Annotated in this window: 13 protein-coding genes; 6 read left to right on the forward strand and 7 right to left on the reverse strand. The window is 66.1% G+C overall.

What is annotated here, in order from left to right; all coding sequences use genetic code 11:
* Positions 1 to 80: 80 nt before the first annotated feature.
* Positions 81 to 1,211 carry an NAD(P)-dependent malic enzyme gene (locus ACFQSB_RS35245; protein ID WP_354852994.1) on the forward strand — a complete coding sequence of 377 codons (1,131 nt, stop codon included), beginning with the start codon at positions 81 to 83 and terminating at the stop codon, positions 1,209 to 1,211.
* A gap of 413 nt (positions 1,212 to 1,624) precedes the next feature.
* Entirely contained in the window at positions 1,625 to 2,986 is a 1,362-nt protein-coding gene (locus ACFQSB_RS35250) for a hypothetical protein (protein WP_380831235.1), read from the forward strand.
* Between the two features lie 162 nt (positions 2,987 to 3,148).
* Here the strand turns inward: ACFQSB_RS35250 and ACFQSB_RS35255 are convergent, their stop codons facing one another.
* From ACFQSB_RS35255 to ACFQSB_RS35280, 6 genes are all read right to left on the reverse strand, one after another.
* Positions 3,149 to 4,225: a trypsin-like serine peptidase gene (locus ACFQSB_RS35255; RefSeq protein ID WP_354930560.1), complete on the reverse strand. Its 1,077-nt coding sequence runs from the start codon at positions 4,223 to 4,225 to the stop codon at positions 3,149 to 3,151.
* Positions 4,226 to 4,495: 270 nt separating this feature from the next.
* A complete protein-coding gene (locus ACFQSB_RS35260; RefSeq protein WP_354852925.1) occupies positions 4,496 to 5,575 on the reverse strand; it encodes a trypsin-like serine peptidase in 1,080 nt (359 codons plus the stop codon).
* A gap of 424 nt (positions 5,576 to 5,999) precedes the next feature.
* A complete protein-coding gene (locus tag ACFQSB_RS35265; protein WP_380831237.1) occupies positions 6,000 to 7,538 on the reverse strand; it encodes a trypsin-like serine peptidase in 1,539 nt (512 codons plus the stop codon).
* Positions 7,539 to 8,250: 712 nt separating this feature from the next.
* Positions 8,251 to 9,810 carry a trypsin-like serine peptidase gene (locus tag ACFQSB_RS35270; protein ID WP_380831239.1) on the reverse strand — a complete coding sequence of 520 codons (1,560 nt, stop codon included), beginning with the start codon at positions 9,808 to 9,810 and terminating at the stop codon, positions 8,251 to 8,253.
* 667 nt (positions 9,811 to 10,477) lie between these two features.
* Positions 10,478 to 11,659 carry a trypsin-like serine peptidase gene (locus ACFQSB_RS35275; RefSeq protein WP_380831241.1) on the reverse strand — a complete coding sequence of 394 codons (1,182 nt, stop codon included), beginning with the start codon at positions 11,657 to 11,659 and terminating at the stop codon, positions 10,478 to 10,480.
* 233 nt (positions 11,660 to 11,892) lie between these two features.
* Entirely contained in the window at positions 11,893 to 13,401 is a 1,509-nt protein-coding gene (locus ACFQSB_RS35280) for a trypsin-like serine peptidase (RefSeq protein ID WP_380831243.1), read from the reverse strand.
* Between the two features lie 322 nt (positions 13,402 to 13,723).
* Here ACFQSB_RS35280 and ACFQSB_RS35285 point away from each other — a divergent pair, with 322 nt between their 5' ends.
* The 3 genes from ACFQSB_RS35285 (at position 13,724) to ACFQSB_RS35295 (ending at position 20,707) form a co-directional block, all read left to right on the forward strand.
* Positions 13,724 to 14,464 (forward strand): SSI family serine proteinase inhibitor, encoded by a 741-nt coding sequence (locus ACFQSB_RS35285; protein WP_380831245.1) that lies wholly within the window; start codon positions 13,724 to 13,726, stop codon positions 14,462 to 14,464.
* 410 nt (positions 14,465 to 14,874) lie between these two features.
* Positions 14,875 to 19,692, forward strand: coding sequence for a LamG-like jellyroll fold domain-containing protein (locus ACFQSB_RS35290; protein WP_380831247.1), 4,818 nt, complete (start codon positions 14,875 to 14,877; stop codon positions 19,690 to 19,692).
* Positions 19,693 to 19,981: 289 nt separating this feature from the next.
* On the forward strand, positions 19,982 to 20,707 hold the full coding sequence (locus ACFQSB_RS35295; protein WP_380831249.1) for a hypothetical protein: 726 nt from the start codon (positions 19,982 to 19,984) through the stop codon (positions 20,705 to 20,707).
* 188 nt (positions 20,708 to 20,895) lie between these two features.
* Here the strand turns inward: ACFQSB_RS35295 and ACFQSB_RS35300 are convergent, their stop codons facing one another.
* Complete coding sequence (locus ACFQSB_RS35300) at positions 20,896 to 21,306, reverse strand: DUF2000 family protein (RefSeq protein WP_380831251.1); 411 nt, start codon at positions 21,304 to 21,306, stop codon at positions 20,896 to 20,898.
* Between the two features lie 303 nt (positions 21,307 to 21,609).
* On the opposite strand from ACFQSB_RS35300, the gene ACFQSB_RS35305 reads away from it, so the two are divergent.
* On the forward strand, positions 21,610 to 22,539 hold the full coding sequence (locus tag ACFQSB_RS35305; RefSeq protein ID WP_380831253.1) for an AraC family transcriptional regulator: 930 nt from the start codon (positions 21,610 to 21,612) through the stop codon (positions 22,537 to 22,539).
* The last annotated feature ends 38 nt before the right edge of the window (positions 22,540 to 22,577 follow it).

The following is a 22,577-nucleotide window of genomic DNA, read 5'->3' on the forward strand; positions in this document are numbered from 1 at the left end:
CCTTAGACACAGGGGTCGCTGTGGCAGTCACGCCGTTCTCCGCTTCTCTCGAAACACTCGATCTCGATCCCGCGTTCGCGATGCACCGCGGCGGCAAGCTCGAGGTCCGCTCCACCATCCCGGTCCGCGACGCCGACGACCTGTCGCTCGCCTACACGCCGGGCGTCGCCAGGGTCTGCACCGCCATCGCCGACCAGCCCGAACTCGTCTCCGAGTACACCTGGGTGTCCAACCTCGTCGCCGTCGTCTCCGACGGCACCGCCGTCCTCGGCCTCGGCGACATCGGCCCGGCCGCGGCCATGCCCGTCATGGAGGGCAAGGCGCTGCTGTTCAAGGAGTTCGGCAACGTGGACGCCGTGCCGATCTGCCTCGACTGCACCGACGTGGACGCCCTCGTCGAGACCGTGGTCCGTCTCGCGCCCTCCTTCGGCGGCGTCAACCTGGAGGACATCAGCGCCCCCCGCTGCTTCGAGGTCGAGAACCGGCTGCGCGGGCTGCTCGACATCCCCGTCTTCCACGACGACCAGCACGGCACCGCCATCGTGGTGCTGGCCGCCCTGCGCAACGCCGCCCGCCTGACCGGGCGCTCCCTGGGCGACCTGCGCGCCGTCGTCGCCGGGGCGGGCGCGTCGGGCGTGGCAGTCACGCGCATCCTGCTGAACGCCGGCATCGGCGACATCGCCGTCTCCGACTCCAAAGGCATGATCTACCAGGGCCGCGAAGGGCTGAACCCCTACAAGGAAGCCCTGGCCAGGGACACCAACCGCGGCGGCCACACCGGTTCCACCGAGGAGGCCCTGGCCGGCGCCGACGTCTTCATCGGCCTGTCCGGCTCCACGCTCTCCGAGCACGCCGTCGCCGCCATGGCCCGCGACTCCATCGTCTTCGCCCTGTCCAACCCGACGCCCGAGGTGCTCCCCGACGTGGCCCGCAGGCACGCCCGGGTGGTCGCCACCGGCAGGTCCGACTTCCCCAACCAGATCAACAACGTGCTGGCCTTCCCCGGGGTGTTCCGCGGCGCCCTGGACGTCCGCGCCACCACCATCACCGAGAACATGAAGGTCGCCGCCGCCGACGCCCTCGCGGCCGTCGTCGGGGACGACCTGTCGGAGGACTACGTCATCCCCAGCCCCTTCGACCAGCGCGTCGCCCCCGCCGTGACCGCGGCCGTCGCCGACCAGGCCCGGCTCGACGGCGTCGCGCGCACGTAACCCTCGGCCGGCTCGCGTGCCCGTGCGGTACGCGCGGCTCGCCGTCCAGGTCGTTCCAGCGCCATGCGCGCCGTCCATGCGGCGGCGTCCATGCGGCGCCGTTCAGGGGGCGCCGTTCAGGGGGCGCCGTTCAGGGGGCGCCGGGACCCGCCACGCGGGCCCGGCGCCCTCGTGCTTTCCCGTGCGAAGGCTGTGTACCGAACATCCCCGGCGAAATGACGCCCCTTCGTCATGACCCGGCGCTCCTGCGGTCAAGTCTTGGGAATTCCCACACCGCGTCACGCATCGTGCTATAACAAAAACCCTCCGTTACCCGCCGGACGACGGCGTGCACGAAGGGCGCACGCTCGCACCAGAGCTCACGGCGGAGTGCCGACAACCGATCCGCCGTAGTCCTCCCTGGGGAAAGAGCGATGCGACGCGAGCCCAACCTTCTTCTTCGGCACCTCATCGCCGAGGCCGGCTTCTCCCACAAGGGGCTGGCCCGCAGGCTCAACGACCTCGGAGCCGCGCGGGGCCTGATCGGCCTGCGGTACGACCACAGCTCGGTGTCGCGCTGGATCGACGGCCAGCAGCCGCGCGACCCGGCGTCCGCGCTGCTCGCCGAGATCTTCGCCCTGCGGCTCGGCCGGCCCGTCACCTCGGAGGACCTCGGTATGGCGGGGGGAGCCACGCCCCTCGACCTCGGACTGGAATTCCCACACACGTGGCAGGAGGGTGTCGAGACCGTGACAGCACTATGGAGGGCGGACCTGCAACGGCGCAGGTTCCTGCTCGACTCCGCCTTCGCCGTCGGAGCGGGCTCGTCGGGGGCCCTGCGATGGCTCACCTCCCCCGCCGAGGACCGGCCCCGCGCCTCCGGGGTCCGCAAGGTCGGCGCCCACGACATCGCCGCCATCCGCGAGGTCACCCGGTCGTTCGGCGAACTGGACAACCGCTTCGGCGGCGGCCGGGTGCGCCCGGCGGTCGTCCGCTACCTCGACTCGGCCGTCGCCCCCCTGCTCAAGGACGGCGTCTACGGCGAGGCCACCGGCAGGGCGCTGGCGTCGGCGGCGGCCGAGGTCACCCGCCTGGCGGGGTGGATGGCCTACGACCTGGAGCAGCACGGGCTCGCCCAGCGTCACCTCATCCAGGCGCTCAGCCTGGCGCGCGGCGCCGGCGACCACGGCTTCGGCGGCGAGATCCTCGCCGGCATGGCGCACCAGGCCATATATATAGGCCGCCCCCGGCACGCCCTCGACCTGGCGCGGGCCGCCCAGGTGTCGGCGCGGCGGGCCGAGGTCCCCTCCTTGCTGGCCGAGGCGTACGTGCTGGAGGCGCACGCGCACGCCCGGCTGACCGACGGCGTGGCGTGCGCCATGGCCCTGCACGAGGCCGACCTGGCCTTCGACCGCCGCCGTCCGGAGGAGGAGCCCGAGTGGATCCGCTACTTCGACGAGGCCTACCTCGCGGCCAAGTACGCCCACTGCTTCCGCGACCTCGGTGACGGGGCGCAGGCCGTGCGGTACGCGCGCCGCTCCCTCGACATGGACGGTCGCTACGTCCGGGGGCGCATGTTCAACCTGTCGCTGCTCGCCTCGGCGTACGCCCTGTGCGGGGATGTCGAGCAGGCCTGCCACGTGGGCGGCGACGCGCTGGACCTCGCCGGCGGCCTGCAGTCGGTCCGCACGAGGTCCTATGTCGCCGACCTGCGCCGCCGGCTGGAGCCGCTGAGCAGGGAGCCGGTGGTGGCCATGCTGGTCCGGCGCAGCCGCGAGCTGGCTCCCGCGGCCTGACGGCCGGGACAGGGGTGATCCGCGTCCGCGGCGGTCGTGGATGGGGGAGGTCGCTCTGAAACGAGCCGGCCCGGCCCCGGGGGTCCGGGGCCGGGCCGATCGTGGCGGATGATCTCAGCCCCACAGGTGAGGCCGGGCCGTCCGCCGGTGGAGCGTGGGTGGTCAGCGGATGGAGCCGGACCACAGGTTGGCGGCCTTGCGGTAGACCGCGTAGGTCTCGCTGTCGAAGTACGGCGAGGTGCTGAAGTCGTACCGGCCGTTGCCGTCGGAGTCGCCGATGAGGCTGGTGACGCCGTTGACGTAGCCGAGCCGCTTGGTGCTGCTGTACTTGGTGATCCACGGGCCGCCCGCGGAGCCGGCGGTCATAGAGCACTTCAGCGCGACCTGCGCCTCGGCCTTGTAGGCGGCGCTGACGCCCGCGGGCTTGGTGGCGCCGTAGCACCACTTCGGCGTGACCCCGGTGAAGGGCCGGTCGCCGTCGGGGTGCGGGCCGGCGGGGTAGCCGAACGCGTAGACCGACTGGCCGATCTTCTGGTTCCAGGCGAAGCCCTGGCCGCCGACGTTGTCGCCGAGGCGGCCGACGTCCTTCCAGCTACCCGGCTGGACGCCGTTGTAGACCGTGACGAAGGCGTAGTCGCTGTCGTAGTCCTCGTAGTTGGCGAAGTCGAAGTGGGTGTAGGCCGACTTGCCGACGTAGATGCCGTAGGGCGTCTTTCCCTGGTAGTACGCCGGGATGAACACCCAGTGGTCCAGGGTGTCGCGGTTGGCGTCGGTGTCGTAGACGCAGTGACCGGCGGTGGCGACGAGGTTGTGGTACTTCGACTGGATCGAGGACGCCGAGCACCAGTAGGGCTTGCCGTGGACCCGGAAGAACACCTTGCCGATGGTGCGCGGCAGGTTGACGTTCTTGACCTTGGTCGGGGTGATCTTCTCCTGGCCGATCGGCGGCACGACGCCGGTCTTGCCGTCGGGAGCGGCGTCGCTCCCGCCGAACTTGACCTTGCCGCTGATGGAGGAGTCGTTGGAGTAGCGGGTGGCGGCCTTGAGCTGCCTGCCGCCGTTCGCGCTCCAGAACTTCGCGGTGGTGCTCGCCTTGCCCTTGCTGGAGGCGAGGGAGACGTTCGTCGGCTGGGGCTTGGCCGTGGCCCCGGCGGACGAGGTGAGGGCGGCGCCGATCATGCCGGTGGCGGTGACGGCGGCGCCCAGGGGGAGGATGAGGTGGCGTGCTCGGATACTCATATAGCTCCTCTTGTTCTGACATGGAAACATCACTTATGTCCCATGCGTCCCAAAGGGGATGACTTGAGCCTATGTCATTTCTTTACGCGCACCGTATGAACCGCCCGTTTATCCGGACATTAATGCCTTAAATGGGATATTAAGTGAGTAAAACCTCACTGGACAGTGAGGTTGAAATGACGAAGGGCCCGGCTTTCGCCAGGCCCTTCCGCGCGCCGTGCTCAGCGGTCACGGCACCTCAGGCGCCGTTCCGCCCCGCCGGCGGGATGCTCACTTACCGATCTTGCCGGACCACAGGTTGGAGGCGGCGCTGTAGATCGAGTAGGTCTCGCTGTCGAAGTACGGCGAGGTGGCGAAGTCGAACCGGCCGTTGGCGTCGGTGTCGCCGACCAGGCTGGTCACGCCGTTGATGTAGCCGACGCGCGCCGTGCTGCTGTACTGGGTGATCCACGGGCCGCCGGAGGCGCCGGCCGTCATGGAGCACTTCAGCGCGATCTGCGCCTCGGCCTTGAAGCCGGGGACGGTGCCGGCGGCGGAGGTCTTGCCGTAGCAGTACTTCGGCGTCAGGCCGGTGTAGGGCCGGTCGCCGTCGGGGTGCGGGCCGGCGGGGTAGCCGAACGCGTACACCGTCTGGCCGATCTTCTGGTTCCAGGCGAAGCCCTGGCCGCCGACGTTGTCGCCCAGGCGGCCGACGTCCTTCCACGTGCGGGGCTCGACACCGTTGTACACGGTGACGAAGGCGTAGTCGCTGTCGAAGTCCTCGTAGTTGGCGAAGTCGAAGTGGGTGTAGGCCGACTTGCCGACGTAGATGCCGAACGGCGCCTTGCCCTGGTAGAAGGCCGGGATGAACACCCAGTGGTCCAGGGTGTCGCGGTTGGCGTCGGTGTCGTAGACGCAGTGACCCGCGGTCGCCACCAGGTTGCGGTACTTGCCCTGGATGGAGGAGGCGGAGCACCAGTAGACCTGGCGGCCCAGGCGGAAGAACACCTTGCCGATGGTGCGCGGCAGGTTGACGTTCTTGGCGTGGGTCGGGGTGACCTTCTCCTGGCCGATCGGCGGCACGACGCCGGTCTTGCCGTCGGGAGCGGCGTCGCCGCCGCCCATCCGGACGCGGCCCTTGACGGCGGCGTCCTCGGTGAACTTGGTGGCGGCCTTGAGGGCCTTGCCGCCGCTGGCCGTCCAGAACTTGACGGTGTCCAGGGCGGCGGCCTTGGTGGTGGCCAGGGCGTCGGAGGCCGGCGCCGCGGCGGCGGAGGCGGAGGCCCCCGCGGTGAGGGATGCCGCGATCATGCCGGCGGCGACGGCGGCGCCGCCGAGAGGGAGCACGATTCGCTTGACTCGGGTGTTCAATGAGACTCCTTGTTCTGCCGCAGGACCTGACTCCTGCCTCAGTGACCCCAAAAGGGACAGTCTGAACCTATCGGTCTGATCATGAAATAAGGCCGTAAAAATCAACGGAGCGGCCGACTCCTCACCGCCCGGAGTGGCGCACGTACACGCTCCCGACGTGGCCGACGATCACGCAACCACAGGTGGAAACGGTCCAAAGGCCCCGTGCGCGAGCGGCCCTGTTGGAGTACACGCGACGCGAAATGTGACGCGAATCACTCCGAGATCGGCCCAGGCGTGAGCTGGATGGGCACGTCCGGAATTGGGTCGCAGGCCAGAGCCGAGTATGGCTCGGAAAAGCGCGCGGAAAAGGCCGCAGGGCCCGGCACGAATGCCGAGCCCTGCGGTTTACGACTGGGGACTGCCGTTCTTACTACTGAGAACGTCAGGCCTTGGTGATGACGTCGCCGTCCTTGGCCACGATCGAGCCGGACCAGAGGTTGGCGGCGGCCTTGTAGATCGAGTAGGTCTCGGTGTCGAAGTACGGCGAGGTGCTGAAGTCGATACGGCCGTTGGTGTCGGCGTCGCCGATGAGGCTGGTGACACCGTTGATGTAGCCGAGACGCTTCGTGCTGCTGTACTTCAGGAGCCACGGCGCACCGGAGGAGCCGGCGGTCATGGAGCACTTGAGACCGATCTGGGCCTCGGCCTTGAACGCGGCGGCGGCCTTCGCGGCGAAGGTCTTGCCGTAGCACCACTTCGGCGTGACACCGGTGAACGGCTTGTCACCGTCGGGGTGCGGGGCCGCGGGGTAGCCGAACACGTAGACCGGCTGGCCGACCTTCTGGTTCCAGGTGAAGCCCTGGCCACCGACGTTGTCGCCCAGGCGACCCGCGTCCTTGTAGTACTCGATGAAGAAGACGGTCTTGTAGTACTTGACCGTGGAGGTCTTCTCCACCGCGTACGCCAGGTAGTAGTGCGTGATCGTGAACGCCGAGTCCACGATCTTCTTGTACCCGGGGCCGGTGTACTTGTTGTAGAACTCCTCGTCGACGATCTCGGTCTTCGTCAGCTCAGGAGCCTGGTGGAAGTTCTGGGTCGCCGGAACCTTGGAGGCGGCGTCGAACTCGTCCTTGGTGACTTCCTTGGTCGCGGTCACCGCGTCCTTGGTGCCCCAGGGGACGATCTTCTCGCTACCAGAGGTCTTCGCCCAAGCGTCGGCGCTCTCGCCGCCCTTCTCGTCGACCTTCTTCTTGTACTCCTCGGCCGTGATCTCGACGTCCTTGGCGTACTTGTAGCCCTGCCAGTTGTCGTAGGTCTCCTTGGTGACCTGCTTTTCGCCGGCGTAGGTGATGCCGTTGTAGACGGTCACGAAAGCGTAGTCGCTGTCGTAGTCCTCGTAGACGGCGAAGTCGTAGTGCGTGTAGGCGGCCTTACCGACGTAGATGCCCCACGGGGTCTTGCCCTGGTAGTAGCCCGGGATGAAGACCCAGTTGTCCAGAGCGCCGTTCTGGACACCCTCGTCGAACACGCAGTGCCCGGCGGTGGCGACCAGGTTGTGGTACTTGGACTGCACCGAGGACGCGGAGCACCAGTACTCCTTGTCGCCGACCGTGAAGAACACCTTGCCGATGGTCTTGGGCAGGTTGACGTTCTTGACCTTGGTCGGGGTGACCTTCTCCTGGCCGATCGGCGCGATCACGCCGGCCTTGCCGTCAGGCTTGGCGTCGCCGCCACCGAGCTTGACCTTGCCCGAGACCTGCTGGTCGCCGGTGAACTGCGCGGCGGCCTTCAGGTTCGCGCCGCCGTTCGCCTTCCAGAAGTTCGCGATCTTCTGGGCGCTGCCGGAGGAGGCCAGGGCGGCCGACTTCCGGACCGGGGCGGTCGCGGCGTTGGCGGAGGTGACCAGGGTGGCGCCGATCATGCTGGTGGCGGCGATGGCGCCACCCAGCGGGAGGGCGAGACGCTTCACTCGGCTGTTCAAGGGGAACTCCTTGGGCTGTCGTGGAACGCTTTCTGCGTCCCATGCGTCAGTAAAGGGATAGCCATGAAGATAGCGAGTAGATCTTGTGCTGTGGGGACGATTCGAGGGGAATTTTGACCTTCGCCCGGGCGTGACCTTTTCGTAACCCCAGGGGTAGTCCGACCATCCTTGTCAGAAGGGTGCAAGATCGGGGCTTACTCGCAGATCAGAGCACTTGCGCGTCGACAGTGTCCTCTGCGGTCGAAGTGGCGCAATCTCCCCGGATCGGCGGGCAGTGTGACGCAGATCACATGGAACCGATGGAGCCAAACCGGGGTCCGGGTACGTCTAAGGCGCTCTCTCCGGGTCGGCCGGTCGGCGCAGACGCCCTTTGGGCGTGCCTCAGAGCATCAGTCAGGGCCCGTTGATACCTGTCCAGGCTTCCATCCGGGTGGGCGCTGGGTGCGGGCGCGTGGGACGCGGCGACCGCTCGGGACGACGGAAGCGGTTCGCGTAACGCCGACGGCAGCTGCGCGGTGGTGAGAACCGTGCTGAGAGAAGAGCCGTGCTGAGAAGAGCCGTGCTGAGAGAAGACAGGACGGTGCGGAGGCAAGGCCGTACCACGCCGGCGGCGGCTCCACCGCGCGAGGAGAAGAGCCGTACAACGCGAAGCGGGGCCCGGCACGAATGCCGGGCCCCGCTAAGGACTGCTGTGCTCTAGCTGGCTAGAACGTCAGGCCTTGGTGGCGATGTCGCCGTCCTTGGTGACGATCGAGCCGGACCAGAGGTTGGCGGCCGACTTGTAGATCGAGTAGGTCTCGGTGTCGAAGTACGGCGAGGTCGCGAAGTCGATGCGGCCGTTCACGTCGGCGTCGCCGATGAGGCTGGTGACACCGTTGATGTAGCCGAGACGCTTCGTGCTGCTGTACTTGAGGATCCAGGGGCCACCGGAGGAGCCGGCGGTCATGGAGCACTTGAGACCGATCTGGGCCTCGGCCTTGAACTTCGCGGCAGCAGCGGCAGCGAAGGTCTTGCCGTAGCACCACTTCGGCGTGACACCGGTGAACGGCTTGTCACCGTCGGGGTGCGGGGCCGCGGGGTAGCCGAACGCGTAGACCGGCTGGCCGACCTTCTGGTTCCAGGTGAAGCCCTGGCCACCCACGTTGTCGCCCAGGCGACCCGCGTCCTTGTAGTACTCGATGAAGAAGACCGTCTTGTAGTACTTGACCGCGCCCGGGGAGACGATGGCCTTGTACTCGACGAAGTAGTGCTCGATGGTGTAAGCGCCATCGACCATCTTCTTGTAGCCGGGACCGGTGTAGGCGTCGTACGCCTCCTTGGTCACGATGTCAGCCGCGACCTTGGGGAAGCTCTTGTAGTTGGCCTGGTTGAAGTTGTGGTTGCCGTTCCCGGCGGCCACGAACTCGTCCTTGGTGACTTCCTTGGTGTACATCTTGACGGTGCTCGACAGCGGGGTGCTGTAGGGGACGACCTTCTCGGAGCTCGGGTCGGCCTTGGCCCAGCAGTCCGCGGTCTCGCCGCCGGCGGCGTCCTTGCACTTCTGGTACTCGGCCGCCGTGATCTCGACGTCCTTGGCGTACTTGTAGCCCTGCCAGGCGTCGTAGGTCGCCTTGGTGACCTGCTTCTCGCCGGCGTAGGTGATGCCGTTGTAGACGGTCACGAAAGCGTAGTCGCTGTCGTAGTCCTCGTAGACGGCGAAGTCGTAGTGCGTGTAGGCGGCCTTACCGACGTAGATGCCCCACGGGGTCTTGCCCTGGTAGTAGCCCGGGATGAAGACCCAGTTGTCCAGAGCGCCGTTCTGGACACCCTCGTCGAACACGCAGTGCCCGGCGGTGGCGACCAGGTTGTGGTACTTGGACTGCACCGAGGACGCGGAGCACCAGTACTCCTTGTCGCCGACCGTGAAGAACACCTTGCCGATGGTCTTGGGCAGGTTGACGTTCTTGACCTTGGTCGGGGTGACCTTCTCCTGGCCGATGGGGGCCACAACGCCGGCCTTGCCGTCGGGCTTGGCGTCGCCGCCACCCAGCTTGATCTTCTGGTTGGTCTGCTCGGCGCCGGTGAACTGCGCGGCGGCCTTGAGGTTGGCGCCGCCGTTGGACTTCCAGAAGTTGGCGATCTTCTGGGCGCTGGTGGCGGAGGCCAGGCTCACGGTCTTCTTGGCCGGCGCGGTGGCCGCGTTGGCCGAGGTGACCAGGGTGGCGCCGATCATGCTGGTGGCGGCGAGAGCGCCACCGAGCGGGAGGGCGAGACGCTTGACTCGGGTGTTCAAGGGGAACTCCTTGGGCTGGCGTGGAACGCTTTCTGCGTCCCATGCGTCAGTAAAGGGATAGCCATGAAGATACAGAGAAGATCTTGAGCGCGGTAACCGGAATCGTGACGATTTTGGGGCTTCGTCCTACGTGATCTTTCTGTGATCGACGGAAGAGCCGACTCCCGCTGTCAGGATCTTCGTGCGGCCTCCATGTTTGCCCAGATCAGGGCCCGTATGTGACCATTGGTACCGCTGTGACGGCGGTCAACCGCAGCTTGACCCGACATGAGGGCGTGTGACGCAGATCACACGGAACCAGGGGAGCCGATCGGGTGGGTGGTTACGTCTAAGGGGCCGACGATCTAGACAAACCCGGCAAAACGCCCATAGCTTCACCGGCATCTCACGCTGGAACGGACCAAGCCCCGGAACATTCGTTCCGGGGCTGCGGCAAATAAGGGAACTTTTCTCCAGGCGCCCTGCAGTGGTCGTCGACCTGAGGGACCGCGGCCATCCGGCGCGTCAAGGCGGAGGGATCCCCCAAGCCCAGAGGCGGCATGCGGGCAGCAGAGGCGCTCGTTGATCTCCGGAACCGGCCGTCACCGGGCCGCGAACGTCGAACGGTCACTCCGACCGGAGGCTTCGTGACAGACGCGGACCCGGCAACGGCAAGGAAGCGCGAGACTCAGGCGGTCTTCTGCCGGGAGGCGTAGGAGTACACCAGGTAGGTCGCCTTGTCGAAGTACGGCGAGGACACGCCGTCGTACCGGCCGTCGCCGTCGAGGTCCCACGTCAGGCTGTTGACGCCGTTGAGGTAGCCGATGCGCCGGAGCTGGCTGTACTTGATCACCCAGGGGCCGCCGCTGGCGCCGGCCGTGAACGCGCAGCCCCGGAACATCACGCCGCCGTTCAGCTCCCACTTCGGAGAGGAGATCTTCTTGGTGGCGCGGGTGAGGCAGGACTCCATGGTCCGCCCGTCGAAGGGACGGGTGCCGTTGGGGTGCTGGCCGGCCGGATAGCCGAAGGCGTACGCGGCGACGGTGTACCCCTTGTTCCAGGCGAAGCCCTGACCGCCGACGTTCTTCTCCAGCAGCCCGGTGCCGACGCGCTTGTACATCGGCAGGCCCTTGACGTCCTTCTTCTGGATGCCGCTCGCGTCGTAGTCCGGGTCCCACTTGTAGCCCCGGTGGACGGTGACGAACGCGTAGTCGAAGTCGAAGTCGCCCGTGGCGGAGTAGGTGTCGTTGAGGTACAGCGTGTGCCCGACGTAGATGCCGTAGGGGGTCTTGCCGTCGGCGTAGGACGGGATGAAGATCCAGTACTCGACCGGCTTGCCGTTCTTGACGTCGTAGGCGCAGTGCCCTGCGGTGGCGACGACGTTGCCGTACTTGGAGTGCACGGACGAGGCCGAGCACCAGTACTCGGTGGTGCCGTTGCGGAAGAACACCTTGCCCACCGTCGGCGGCAGGTTCACGTTGCGCGAGTTGACGGTCTTGGACGCGGCCTTCGGCGGGACGACGCCGGATACCGTCGTGGTCGTCGCCGGGGCCGTGGCCGTCCTGCCCGCCTGGGCGGCGGCCGTGCTCATCGCGGCGGCCTTACCAGGCACCTTCGCGGCGGCGGCCCGGCTGGGGGCGGCGGTCGCGGAGGGGGCGGGGGTCGACCCGGGATTGGCCGCCGATGTCTGCGGCGCGTAGCTGCTGGCGCGCTTCAACCGGTCGGGGGTCCACCAGTCGACGACCTTCTGGGTGTCGGCGTCGTTCTGCGCCAGGGGAACGGAGGTGATGCCGGCGGGCGCGGAGCGGGCGTTCGCCAGCGCTCCGGCCGATCCCGGGCCCGCGGACAGGATCACACTCGCGGCAGCCAAAGCGCCGCAGAATGTGAGCGCGAACCGCTTCGCTCGGGCGGGCATTTCGTACCTTCCAGGGGTCAGACGTCGGCAGACAACAGTGAAGGGCGATTTTTCCAGATCATTTGCCAGGTGGCACGGTACTTGGCCGACCTGGGTTCACTTCGTTATGGGGAAGGGCGGGGGTCGTAGGACTGCCCCGATAGGGGGCCGGGCATGCGCCCGGGCCCCCTACGTTGCCGTGGAAGCCGTCAGCTCGTCGTAAGCTTGCCGGTCCACTGGCTGGCAGCGGCCTTGTACACGCCGTAGGTGTCGCTGTTGAAGTACGGCGTGGTGATGTGGTCGTACCGGCCGTTGCCGTCGGTGTCGAGGGTCAGGCTCACGACGCCGTTGAGGTAGCCGGTGCGGTTGGCGTTCTTGTACACGATCAGGAACGGACCGCCGGTGGCGCCGGGAGTGAAGGCGCACTTGATGGCGAGCTGCTCCTCGGCCTTGTACTTGGACACGGCCGGGGCGGCCGCGGTCTGGCCGTAGCACCACTTCATGGTCTCGCCGGTGTAGGCCTTGTTGCCGTCGAGGTGCGAAGCGGTCGGGTAGCCGAAGCTGAACTGCTTGGCCTTCGTGCTGCGGTTCCAGGTGAAGCCCTGGCCGCCGACGTTGTCGCCGAGGCGACCCGCGTCCACGAAGGTCTTGATGGTGAACACGGTCTTGTAGTACTTGACCGAGGTGGCCTTCTTCACCCAGTACTTCACGAAGTAGTGGGTGATGGTGTAGGCCGAGTCCACCATCTTCTTGTAGCCGGGGCCCTTGTAGTTGTTGTAGGTGACCTCGTCCACGAACTCCGTCGCGGTCTTGGCCGGGGCCTTGGCGTAGTTCTGCTTGGAGTTGACCGCGGGGGCCTTGTCGTACTCGTCCTTGGTGACTTCCTTCAGGACCTTCTGGCCGCCGGCGGTGCCCCAGGGGAGGACGGTCTCCGAGCCGGTCGACTTGGACCAGGCGTCGGCGGTCTCGCCGCCCTTCTCGTCGACCTTCTTCTGGTACTCGTCCTTGGTGATCTCGACGTCCTTGGCCCACTTCGGACCCTTGTACGCGTCGAAGGTCGCCTTGTCGACGGTCTTCTCGCCGGTCTGCTTGATGCCGTTGTAGACGTTGACGAAGGCGTAGTCGTAGTCGTAGTCCTCGTACACAGTGAAGTCACTGTGGAGGTTGACCTTGCCGCCGACGTAGATGCCCCACGGCGCCTTGCCCTGGTAGTAACCGGGGATGAAGACGAAGTTGTCGACGTACTTGTTCGCGTCCGTGTCGTACACGCAGTGCCCGGCCGTGGCGACCAGGTTGTGGTACTTGGACTGAACGGAGGTGCCGGAGCACCAGTACGGCTTGCCGTCGACCTGGAAGAACACCTTGCCGACGTTGGTCGGCAGGTTGACGTTCTTCGACGTGCCGGCGGTCTTGTCGCCGTCACCGGTCGGGGCGATGGAGCCGGCCTTGCCGTCGGCGGAGGCCTTGCTCGTGCTCGCCTTCAGCTTCGCCGACAGCGAGGAGTCCTCGTTGAAGTGCGTCGCCGCCTTGAGCTTGCTCGGGGTCCAGGCGCCCGCGATGGCCTTCGCGTCGGTCCCGTTGTTCGCCAGCTTGCCGGACTTCACCGGGGTCGGCTTCGTCTCGGCGCCGGCGGAGGTGGTGAGGGTCGCACCGATCATGCCGGTGGCGATGAGGGCGCCACCGAGAGGGAGGATCAGGTGCCTTGCTCGGGTGTTCATTGAGCTCCTTCTATGTCATGGGTTGCCCGGGAAGGACCCATGCGTACGTAAAGAGACTCGACGACCGTACTCCGCCGATCTTGGCCACCGACCCCAAAACCGGACAAAAGCATGCGTGTGTTACCTGGTTGTTATGAAACCGGTGGAACCGGAGAGATACCTGATACGTCGAAGTTCGCTCGTTGATCAGGGCTCAGGGCCTCCCTGGGGCCTGATCGCCGACCCCCGGACGAGCGGGTGACGCCGCGAGGAGAGCAACGCCGGCCACAAGGCGGGAGGAAGCCGACCGCCCAACGTCACACGAGAGATCGGGGGATCTGCCATGCGACGCCTTGCACTGGGTCTGACCTGCGCCGTCCTGCTGCTGAGCACGGCCGCTGCCCTGTCGCCGACGCCCATGAGCGAGCGCGACCTCGTCGTCATCCCCCGCCCGATCTCCGGCACGATCCTGGGCCTGCTGCCCGGTGGCGAGCACAACGACCTCCTCGGCCCCGTCCCCGGCGCCGGGCCGGTCGCCACTGGTGCCGTTCCCCACCCCCTCCCCGGCGGCCCGGCCGCCCACCTTCTCTCCTGGATGGCCCTGGAGGAAACGACCCTGGGCCCCCACGCGCCGGCGCCTCCGGGCTCCTCGTCCGCTTCACGGAACGCGTCCGGGCCCGGAGTCGCCGCCAACGCCGCTCCGCCCGACGCGGCCGCGTCCAACGAGGACCTCGGCAATGCGGCTTCCTTGAACTCAGCCCCGGCCAAGGGGGTCAGCCGCGTCCTGCTCATAGCGGTCGCGCGAGGCGAGTCGCCGACGCCCGCGGACAAGGCGGTCCTGCTCCTGTGCGGCCCGACCGCGGGCTCCCACCCCAAGGCCGCCGACGCCTGCAAGCAACTGGAGCACGTCGGGGCCAACCTCAACGACCTGAACGTCTCGCCGGGCGTCAAGTGCGGCAAGGAGTACGACCCGGTCACCGTCTACGCAGCCGGCCTCTGGGACAGCGGCCGTCTGTCCTACGAGCGCACCTTCACCAACCGCTGCGAACTCAAGGCCACCGCGGGACCCGTCTTCGATTTCTGACTCAGGCATCCGCTGACGACGGGGGTGGCGAACGCCCGCGGTGGCGTCGCGTCACTTCGGGCGTTGTTGCGGCCATCTCGTACTGGGTCGCCCCATTCTCAGATTCCAGCACGCCGTAAGGCTCACTGAGCGCCACTCTTCGTGTGACATGGTCGGCTGACCAGCACCTTCATCGACGATGCCCATTGAGCTGGAGGTCGCTGATCGTTTTCGGACATTGGGCTGTTACGGACACTATCGGCGTGTTGCGCGTGCTCTATGTCACATTGTCGGAAGATCGGGAAGAACGTTAAAAGAGAACCTGACATGTCCACTTACACCCATTGAGGTGGTTTGTGAAACGCTCAGGATTCTTCCCGTTACGCTACGCGCGACCAGATGGGCTGCGTCGACGCCTCGCAGCGATCACGGTGTCCACCCTCGCCGCGTCTCTGCTCACTGCCGGCGGAATGCCGTCGGCGACGGCGGGCACACAGACATCCACCAGTCCCGCGCAGTCCGATCCGGTCGTCAAACCGACCCCGTTCCCGCGTCCCACGGACCCCGATGCGGACCTGCGCGCGGGAATCGCCGAGGCGAAAAAGCAGAGCAAACCCGTGGAGGTGACCGCAGCGACGTCCGAGACCTCACGGACCTGGGCCTACCCGGATGGACATCTGACGACCGAGTCCTACTCCAGCCCCGCCCAGGTGAAGCAGCCCGACGGCACCTGGGCTTGGATGGACACCGCTCTCGTCGAGAAGGACGGAGTACTGAAACCGAGAGTCGCGAAGGCGGACGTTCAGTTCTCGCTCGGTGGGGACGCCCCGTTCGCCACGATGGAGCGTGACAAGGGTCAGAAGTTCAGCCTGTCCTGGGGGAGGACCCTGCCGAGGCCAGTGGTCAAGGGCAACGTCGCCACCTACGTCAACGCGGCGGGGCCGTCCGCCGACCTGGTGGTCACCGCACTGAGCACCGGTTTCTCCCACGACGTGGTGCTACGGGAGCGCCCCACAGGCTCGGTGGAGTTCCGTATCCCCGTCCAGACAGCGGGTATGGCGTTCGGCGAGAGCGCGAACGGTGGCCTGCAACTCACGGACGCCAAGGGCAAGGTCATTGCGCGGGCGCCGCGGCCGGTGATGTGGGATGCCGTCGGCGAGCAGCAACAGGCCGGCCCAACGGCACGACGGATGGGTGCGATCACCACCTCTGTGGCGCGGGAGAGCGGCCGGAAGATCCTGATTCTGAAGCCGGACGCCGCCTGGCTGGCAGATCCCAAGACCCGGTACCCGGTCACCGTGGACCCCACCACCACACTGAGCGTCATCAGTGACACGACGATGGGCTCACGATCCGAGTGCGGCATCTTCGATCAACCCAGCGCCACGCTGCTCAAAGTCGGGGGCAACATCTTCACCTGCTCCGGCAAAGATGGATTCCAGTACTTCCGCTCCTACCTCGCCTTCGATACCGGCGCCTTGGCGGGAAAGGCCATCTACAGCGCCGCTCTCCAGCTCTGGCGCACAGACGCCTTCCGCTGCGCGAGTACGGGGGACGGGAAGGTCCGGGCCGCGCGTACCTCGTCTGGCTGGACGGCTGGTCATATGACATGGTCGAACAAGCCTGGAACGGAAAGTGACTCTGTCGCGACGATATGCCCGACCACGGGAGTAAGCACTCCAGGGGCGATGTCATGGCCCGTCACGGACTGGGTGAAGAAGTGGGCCTCGGGCACACCTAACTACGGCATCGAGCTGCAGGGACCGTCGGAAAGCCTGACCGCTGGCGTCGAAAGCTACATGGTCACCTACCACTCGGCGGAGATGTCGGGCACCGGAGCGACACCACCCAAACTCATCGTGCAGTACTTCCTGCCTCCGGAGATCCCCACCGTGACCGCGGAGTCGGTCGACTCCATGGACGGCGACCACGCGATCGTGCGCACCAGCTCGGTCAAAGTGGGATACCGCAGCACCTCGGTCGACGGCCGCAACCTCGACTACTACTTGTCTGTCCTCGACTCCACTGCGCCGCTCCCGGCCTGGACGACCGGAGGAGGGGCCGCCGCCCAATGGAGCTTCACCGAAGGTGCGGACCAGGCCGACTCCACCGGCAACGGCCATTCTTTGACCTTCGTCTCGGGGCGCTACACCAACATCACCGGTAAGGACGGGAAGGGCATCCAGTTCAACGGTGCTCCGACCGTTCCTTCGGACGGCAGCACCGGCGCGGTGCTCCACACCGACAAGAGCTTCTCCGTGAGCGGCTGGGTTCGTGCGGACACCACGGCCGGCGGCGGACTGTTCGGTCAGCGCACCTCGGCCGGGGACGGCTTCCTGGTCACCTACAACGGCAGCGCACGCAACTTCAGCATGACCATGTCCAACACCGCCACGGGCGGCGGGACGACGATCACCTCGTCCGCCACCGTGTCGAGCGGCACGTGGGCTCACCTGGCGGCGGTGTACGACGCGACCGCCCACGAGATGCGCCTCTACGTCAACGGCGTCCAGTCCGCCAAGAAGACCTTCACTTCGGCCTGGGACTCCTATGGCGGCGGCACGTTCGTCATCAACCCCAGCGGAGGCGTCCTGACGGCCGCCAAGGTCTCCTACGACGAGGTCCGCGCTTACCAGCGCGCCCTGAGCGAGACCGAGATCAGGTGGATGCTCAACCTCACCCCACCCACCACCGCCAACCTCCCCTCCGGTCAGACCGCCACCCAAACCTACGACGTCAGCAACGTCGACACCTTCAAAATCTCCGTCCGAGCCTGCCTCAACGGCGTGACTCCTATCACCTGCAACGAATCCCCCTATTACCGGATCACTACGGACGCTCCGCTGCTGCCGACCGACACGGAAACTGGTATGGCCGACCCGGTCCGGCCCATACTGTCCGGCATGGTCAACCGTCCTTCCGGCGGGACGGTTACTGCCAAGTACTACTTGTACGACAGCAGCGGGGCACCGGTTGGTGCCGCGCCGCTGGGGACCCGCACGGTCAACGGCGGCGAACGAGCGTCGTTCCAGATACCGGAGAACACCGTCCAACCGGGCACGGCCTACAAGTGGCAAATGGCTACCTGCGCGGGAGGCCAGACAACGGCGGAGGAGGTATGCACCGCCAAAACCACTTCCGTCTCCTTCGTGACCCCTGGCACTCCCCCGCCACCTGAGCCCGACGAGAACGTCCGGCATTTGACGCTGGGGAAGGACAACATCGTCGTCAAGAGCGCTAAGACCGATGCAACAGCTTGCGGCGGCGCCCCATGTACGGTGACCGACGCGAGCACCATCCTGATCGGCGGCACTGACGCCCAGAAGACCGCAGCCGTCGTTGGGTTCAAGCTCGATGAACTCCCTGACGGCGCGGCCGTCTCGCAAGCGATCCTTAACCTTGGTACTCCGATCTGCCCGGTAGGGACCTGCCCGAGCGATGCAGTCGTCACAGCCATCCCGCTCAAGAGCCCTGTCACCGCTGAGTCGAGAGGCTCGGAGCTAGCAGGCGATGCCGATACCAGCACCACCCCGTACACGCTGCCACTCACCGGTCCGACGGCCGACATCGCCGACAGCACATACCAGTGGCTGCTGCTCACCTCCAATAAGGACGAGGCCATAACATTCGGCGACTCGGCAGCCACCGAACAGCCGTCGCTCGGTCTCACCTATTTTCCCGCTGGGCCACCGAGTAAGGTCCTCAATCTTGTCGCAGCCGCCGGCGACGCCAGCGCGATCGCCAGCTGGGGTCTACCAGAATCCAACGGCAGCATGGCCATGCTCGACGGCTACGATGTCGAAGTCACCGACAATGGCGGCAGCATGGTGCAGACCCTCGACGTCAAGGATCCGTGGGCAGCCGTCAGTGGTCTCTCCAACGGGCAGACCTACACGATCAGAGTGCGAGCAAAGACTGCCTTCGGCACCGGGGACTGGGAAAACATCACCGTCACTCCCAAGGCAGTGCCGACACCTCCTCCCTCAGCAGGCAGCGCGTGTGTCCCATTTCTGGACACTCCGCCAAGCGCAGCACAGAGTAAGGTCTCGCTAAGGACAGCTGAGGGCGAGGGCGGTCAGGCGTTCCTGAACCGGGTCAAGGCCTACTACCAGGCGCAAGATGCAGTACTGGAGGGTTCGGCGGTCGCCGTCTGGGATGCACCGGGCGTTACTCCAGAAGCGCCTAGCAGTGCCAAGCTCTCCTTGCTGAATGCAACTCTCACCAAGCAGCGCGAAAGTATGGAACAAGCTGGCATAATAAGGGCAGGTTCCACCGTTCAGCTATCCAGCCCGGTGGTTGAAGGTGCACTGGGTGGCGGAGTGCGCGTTACCGCAGAGGTCAAGCGTACCTGGACAGAGACCAGCGGATCCGCAGTAGCACCAGCACAGTCGCGGGTCATCGCAGAAGCTGCCGGATCGGTGGAGCATAGTGAATCATCTATATCGGTCTTCGTCTTCGACCGCTGTGGAAACATCACCATCATCGAGGTGCCGGTTGACTCGAATGAGGACTCCACGGATTTCATCGAGACCGATGGGGAGCAGTACCTGACTCGAGCCTTCGACTCGTCGGAAAGTGCAGCTGCTCCTTCGAGATCAGAAACCAGGTCGATGGGTGATTGGCCGGTGTGCTATCCCTACAAGGATTGGCCTGGGACTAGCAATACCGATAAGTGGCGGCCGAATAAAGGCCTCCTGTTCGAGACTGTCGGCAAGTCGAAGTGGCGTAAGTGCGTACCCTACGAAGACACAACATGGAATGTGAACAAGTTCGGCGCGGTCGCGAGCCTCTACACGGATTCAAAGTTCAGGAAGAGTGCGGCGAAGAAGGGGAGCAAAGAAAAATACGTCCTGGACAATTCGAGTGTCAACGTCAAAAGCGCAGCGTGTTTCGTGGTGGCCGGATCGAGCTATCAACTAACCTTCCAGGGCGCAGTGGTCGTAGGTGTCCCCTTTGCGGGCGTCGAGGTCGGCGGAGGGGTCTCCATCACGAGATCGGCTGGAAAAGACTGCTCAGGAGAAGCGTCACTAGACGGCCGGGAAGGCGGATCGAACGCGAGTCTCGCATTCAGATCTGCTCTTTGGAGCGGAGTTGACTCCGTGATCGCCACTTGCTGGCAGACTGGACTCAGTAGCTGCTCCGTCCAGAAATATCAGCAACAAACCACCGGTACCTTTATATGGGCCAAACAGAAGGGTTACGTGTCATCCCAGAGTCGGTCCATTAGGAGCGCATGGAGAGACCAATAGAAACCATGTGAGCATAGCCCGCTAAGCCTAGACGTAGCTGCCGTGGGTCGCTTGGCTCGCGGCAGTTACGTGGCTGCATGGTCTGGTCGGTTACAGGACCTTCTCAGCCCATTAGGCAATGATCCCTGGTCTCGATATCAAGGAGTAATCTGTGACCTCTGGCCGACTGGCCATCTCTCTGGCCATTCTCTGTATCTTGGCTGGAGGCTGTACTCAGGGTTCGTCGACTCGACATGTGAATCCGGCGCCCAACCAGGAAAATTCCGGCGCGACCCGAGACCATCTAGACATGGTGGTGAAGCTTGCAACAATAGCGACGAATCCGGCCGACCGACTGGCTGTTTATCTAGGGAATATCGAAGACACCCCTAACGGCTATGAGTTCCATCCTGGCATGGTCTCATTCTCCACCTTCAAAGGGCTGAGCACATCTCAATATGTGCCCTATTCGGTCAGCCTGGACAGGCTGGGCCGGGTCCGCCGGATATATGCTATGCCCGAAAGCGTGGCGTCTAGGGCGCTTCTGGAGTTCGGCACCGGAGTGGATGGCGATGGAAGTGCATGGATCTTGAAGAGGCTCGGGGCTGGAGTCCGCATCGCTGCGATCGTCGAATACAAGAAGCCCGTGTCGGAAGAAGGATTTCGGCCTCGCTTCATGTACGATAACTCGGCTCGTATCCTCCTTTCCCGTGCCCGGCGAGATGGGTATCCGATCTACTGGGATGGAGGTCAAGGATGCCAGGGCTCGACCACGCCGGCCATATGTTCCGGCTCGCCGGTAACGCAGTTCAGGGACTGGGTGTCGAAGCTCGGCCCACAGGACGACGGGACGCTGAGAGGTTTTGGTCTGTCGGTGGGAGAGTTGCGTAAGGCGGCCTCCGATGGACTCATTCACGGCATCATCGCCGACGGCGGTTCGGCCCAGGTGATGCGCGCGCTACAACGTGATTCCAACGTTTCCGGAATCTGGATAATTGATATCCGCCCCTGTCTGCCGACGGATGATTGCCCCTAATCACATACAGATGCGCTGCCGGAGCCGTGACTGGACGGCGGTGGCCTCTGCCGCGCTGGTGGGCCATGGTTCACGTCGGTTCACGTCGGATCACGGTGCCAGGTGGAGGCGGTCGGCGGTGTCTGTTTTTATGTTATCGGCGGGCTTATCAGGTGCCGCAGGTTGCCAATGGGTCGGAGATCGGGCGGTCAGGGGTGGAGGCTCAGGCCCTTGAGGGTTTTGTCGAGGAGGTTCTTGGGGGCGTGAAGGGCGAGGCCGACCAGGGGGAGGGTCTCGGCGGGGTGGGCCTGGACGGTGGCGCGGTTGGCTTCGTCGTGGCCGGTCTTGAACATGTCCTCGATGTAGACCGCTGTGGGGATCGCCCGGGCGAGGGCTCTGGTGTGGGTGCGGGCGAGGCCCTCGGTGTCGGCGGCGTAGACGAGGACCGGCTGGCGGAACATGGCGAGGTAGGCGTTGCCGGAGGCGTCCGCGTACGGCTCGCCGATGGTCTCTTCCGAGGCTGCGGCGATGGCGCTCGCCAGGAAGGCGGTCACGTTGAGCTTCTGCCAGACGGCCAGGTCCTCCCGGACGACGATGGCGATCTTCGTGTCGAAACGCATGCCGAGCAGCTTGGCGGCGGTCGGGGCTCCCGTCTTGTACGCCGGTGCGGTGGGGGTGTCGGCTCGGCGCCGTTCGGCAGTGCGGGAGTAGGAACCCGGTGCCGATCGGCGCTGCGGGGGGGCACGGACAGTTCTTCACGCGGGCGTCGGCGCGGATGGTCGTCATGAGGGGGCGGCGCCGACGGCGGTCATGCGGGCTGCGCGGCCGGTGGTCATGCACGTCGGTACGGAGGTCGTCATGCGGGCGTCGGCGGACGTCGCGGTGGCCTGCGGGTGGTCGGGCGTGTGGTCAGAATGGAGGGCATGGGAGGGGACTGGTCGCGGTACTGGCGGGCGGCCGATCGGCCGTTGGAGGCAATGCACGCGCACTTCGAGCGGCACGTCTACCATCGGCACAGCCACGAGACCTACTCCTTCGGGATGACCGAGGAGGGGGCCCAGCACTTCACCTGCCGGGGCGAGGCCCGTACCAGCGCGGCGGGGATGGTCATGGTGTTCAATCCCGACGACCCGCACGATGGGCACGCGGCCGACGAGGTGGGCTTCACCTACCGGATGGTGCACATCGGACCCGACCTGGTCGCCGAGGTACTGGGGGAGGCTGCCGGGCGGAGGGCGGGGCTGCCGTTGTTCACCGAGCCGGTTGTGGACGATCCCGTGCTGGCCGGACGGCTGCGCCTGCTTCACGGGACTCTGACGGGTGAGGCGGACGCGACGCCGCTGCGGCGGGAGGAGTTGCTCGACTCCGTGGTGGTGGCCGTGGCGAGGCAGGCGGGACGCAGGCTCGTGCCGCTGTACGGCGGTGGACGGGGTCGCGATCTTCCCGGCGGCGGGACGCCACGGCCGAGTACGGGCGGCATGGCGGGGCCGGCCGAGCGCGAGATGGCCGGTATGGCAGGGGGTGATGGTCGGAGGACGGCACGGGTCGTGCGGGAGTTGTTGCACGACCTGGACGGCGGCGCGGTCTCGGCGGGTGACCTGGCCCTCGCCACCGGGCGCAGCCGGTTCGCCGTGTACCGATCCTTCCGGGAGGCGTACGGCATGGCGCCCAGCGACTACCAGCGCCAGCTCCGGCTGCGCGCGGCACGCAGGCTGCTCGCCCAGGGCTGCTCTGCGGCGGACGTCGCTGCGACGACCGGCTTCACCGACCAGAGCCACCTCACCCGCTGGTTCTCCCGCTACTACGGAGTGACTCCCACCGCCTACCGCCGAGCCGCCGCGCCCACTCCCTGAACAGGCGGATGCGCCGCTCTTCAACGATCACTCACGGG

Origin of the sequence: Sphaerisporangium rhizosphaerae (genome assembly GCF_042665155.1) — a bacterium.
GTDB classification, from domain to species: domain Bacteria; phylum Actinomycetota; class Actinomycetes; order Streptosporangiales; family Streptosporangiaceae; genus Sphaerisporangium; species Sphaerisporangium rhizosphaerae.

Coding starts and splice junctions, on each gene's coding strand:
- ACFQSB_RS35245 (WP_354852994.1), top strand. CDS start 81: ATGCACCGCGGCGGCAAGCTCGAGGTCCGCTCCACCATCCCGGTCCGC.
- ACFQSB_RS35250 (WP_380831235.1), top strand. CDS start 1,625: ATGCGACGCGAGCCCAACCTTCTTCTTCGGCACCTCATCGCCGAGGCC.
- ACFQSB_RS35255 (WP_354930560.1), bottom strand. CDS start 4,225: ATGAGTATCCGAGCACGCCACCTCATCCTCCCCCTGGGCGCCGCCGTC.
- ACFQSB_RS35280 (WP_380831243.1), bottom strand. CDS start 13,401: ATGAACACCCGAGCAAGGCACCTGATCCTCCCTCTCGGTGGCGCCCTC.
- ACFQSB_RS35285 (WP_380831245.1), top strand. CDS start 13,724: ATGCGACGCCTTGCACTGGGTCTGACCTGCGCCGTCCTGCTGCTGAGC.
- ACFQSB_RS35295 (WP_380831249.1), top strand. CDS start 19,982: ATGGTGGTGAAGCTTGCAACAATAGCGACGAATCCGGCCGACCGACTG.
- ACFQSB_RS35300 (WP_380831251.1), bottom strand. CDS start 21,306: ATGCGTTTCGACACGAAGATCGCCATCGTCGTCCGGGAGGACCTGGCC.
- ACFQSB_RS35305 (WP_380831253.1), top strand. CDS start 21,610: ATGGGAGGGGACTGGTCGCGGTACTGGCGGGCGGCCGATCGGCCGTTG.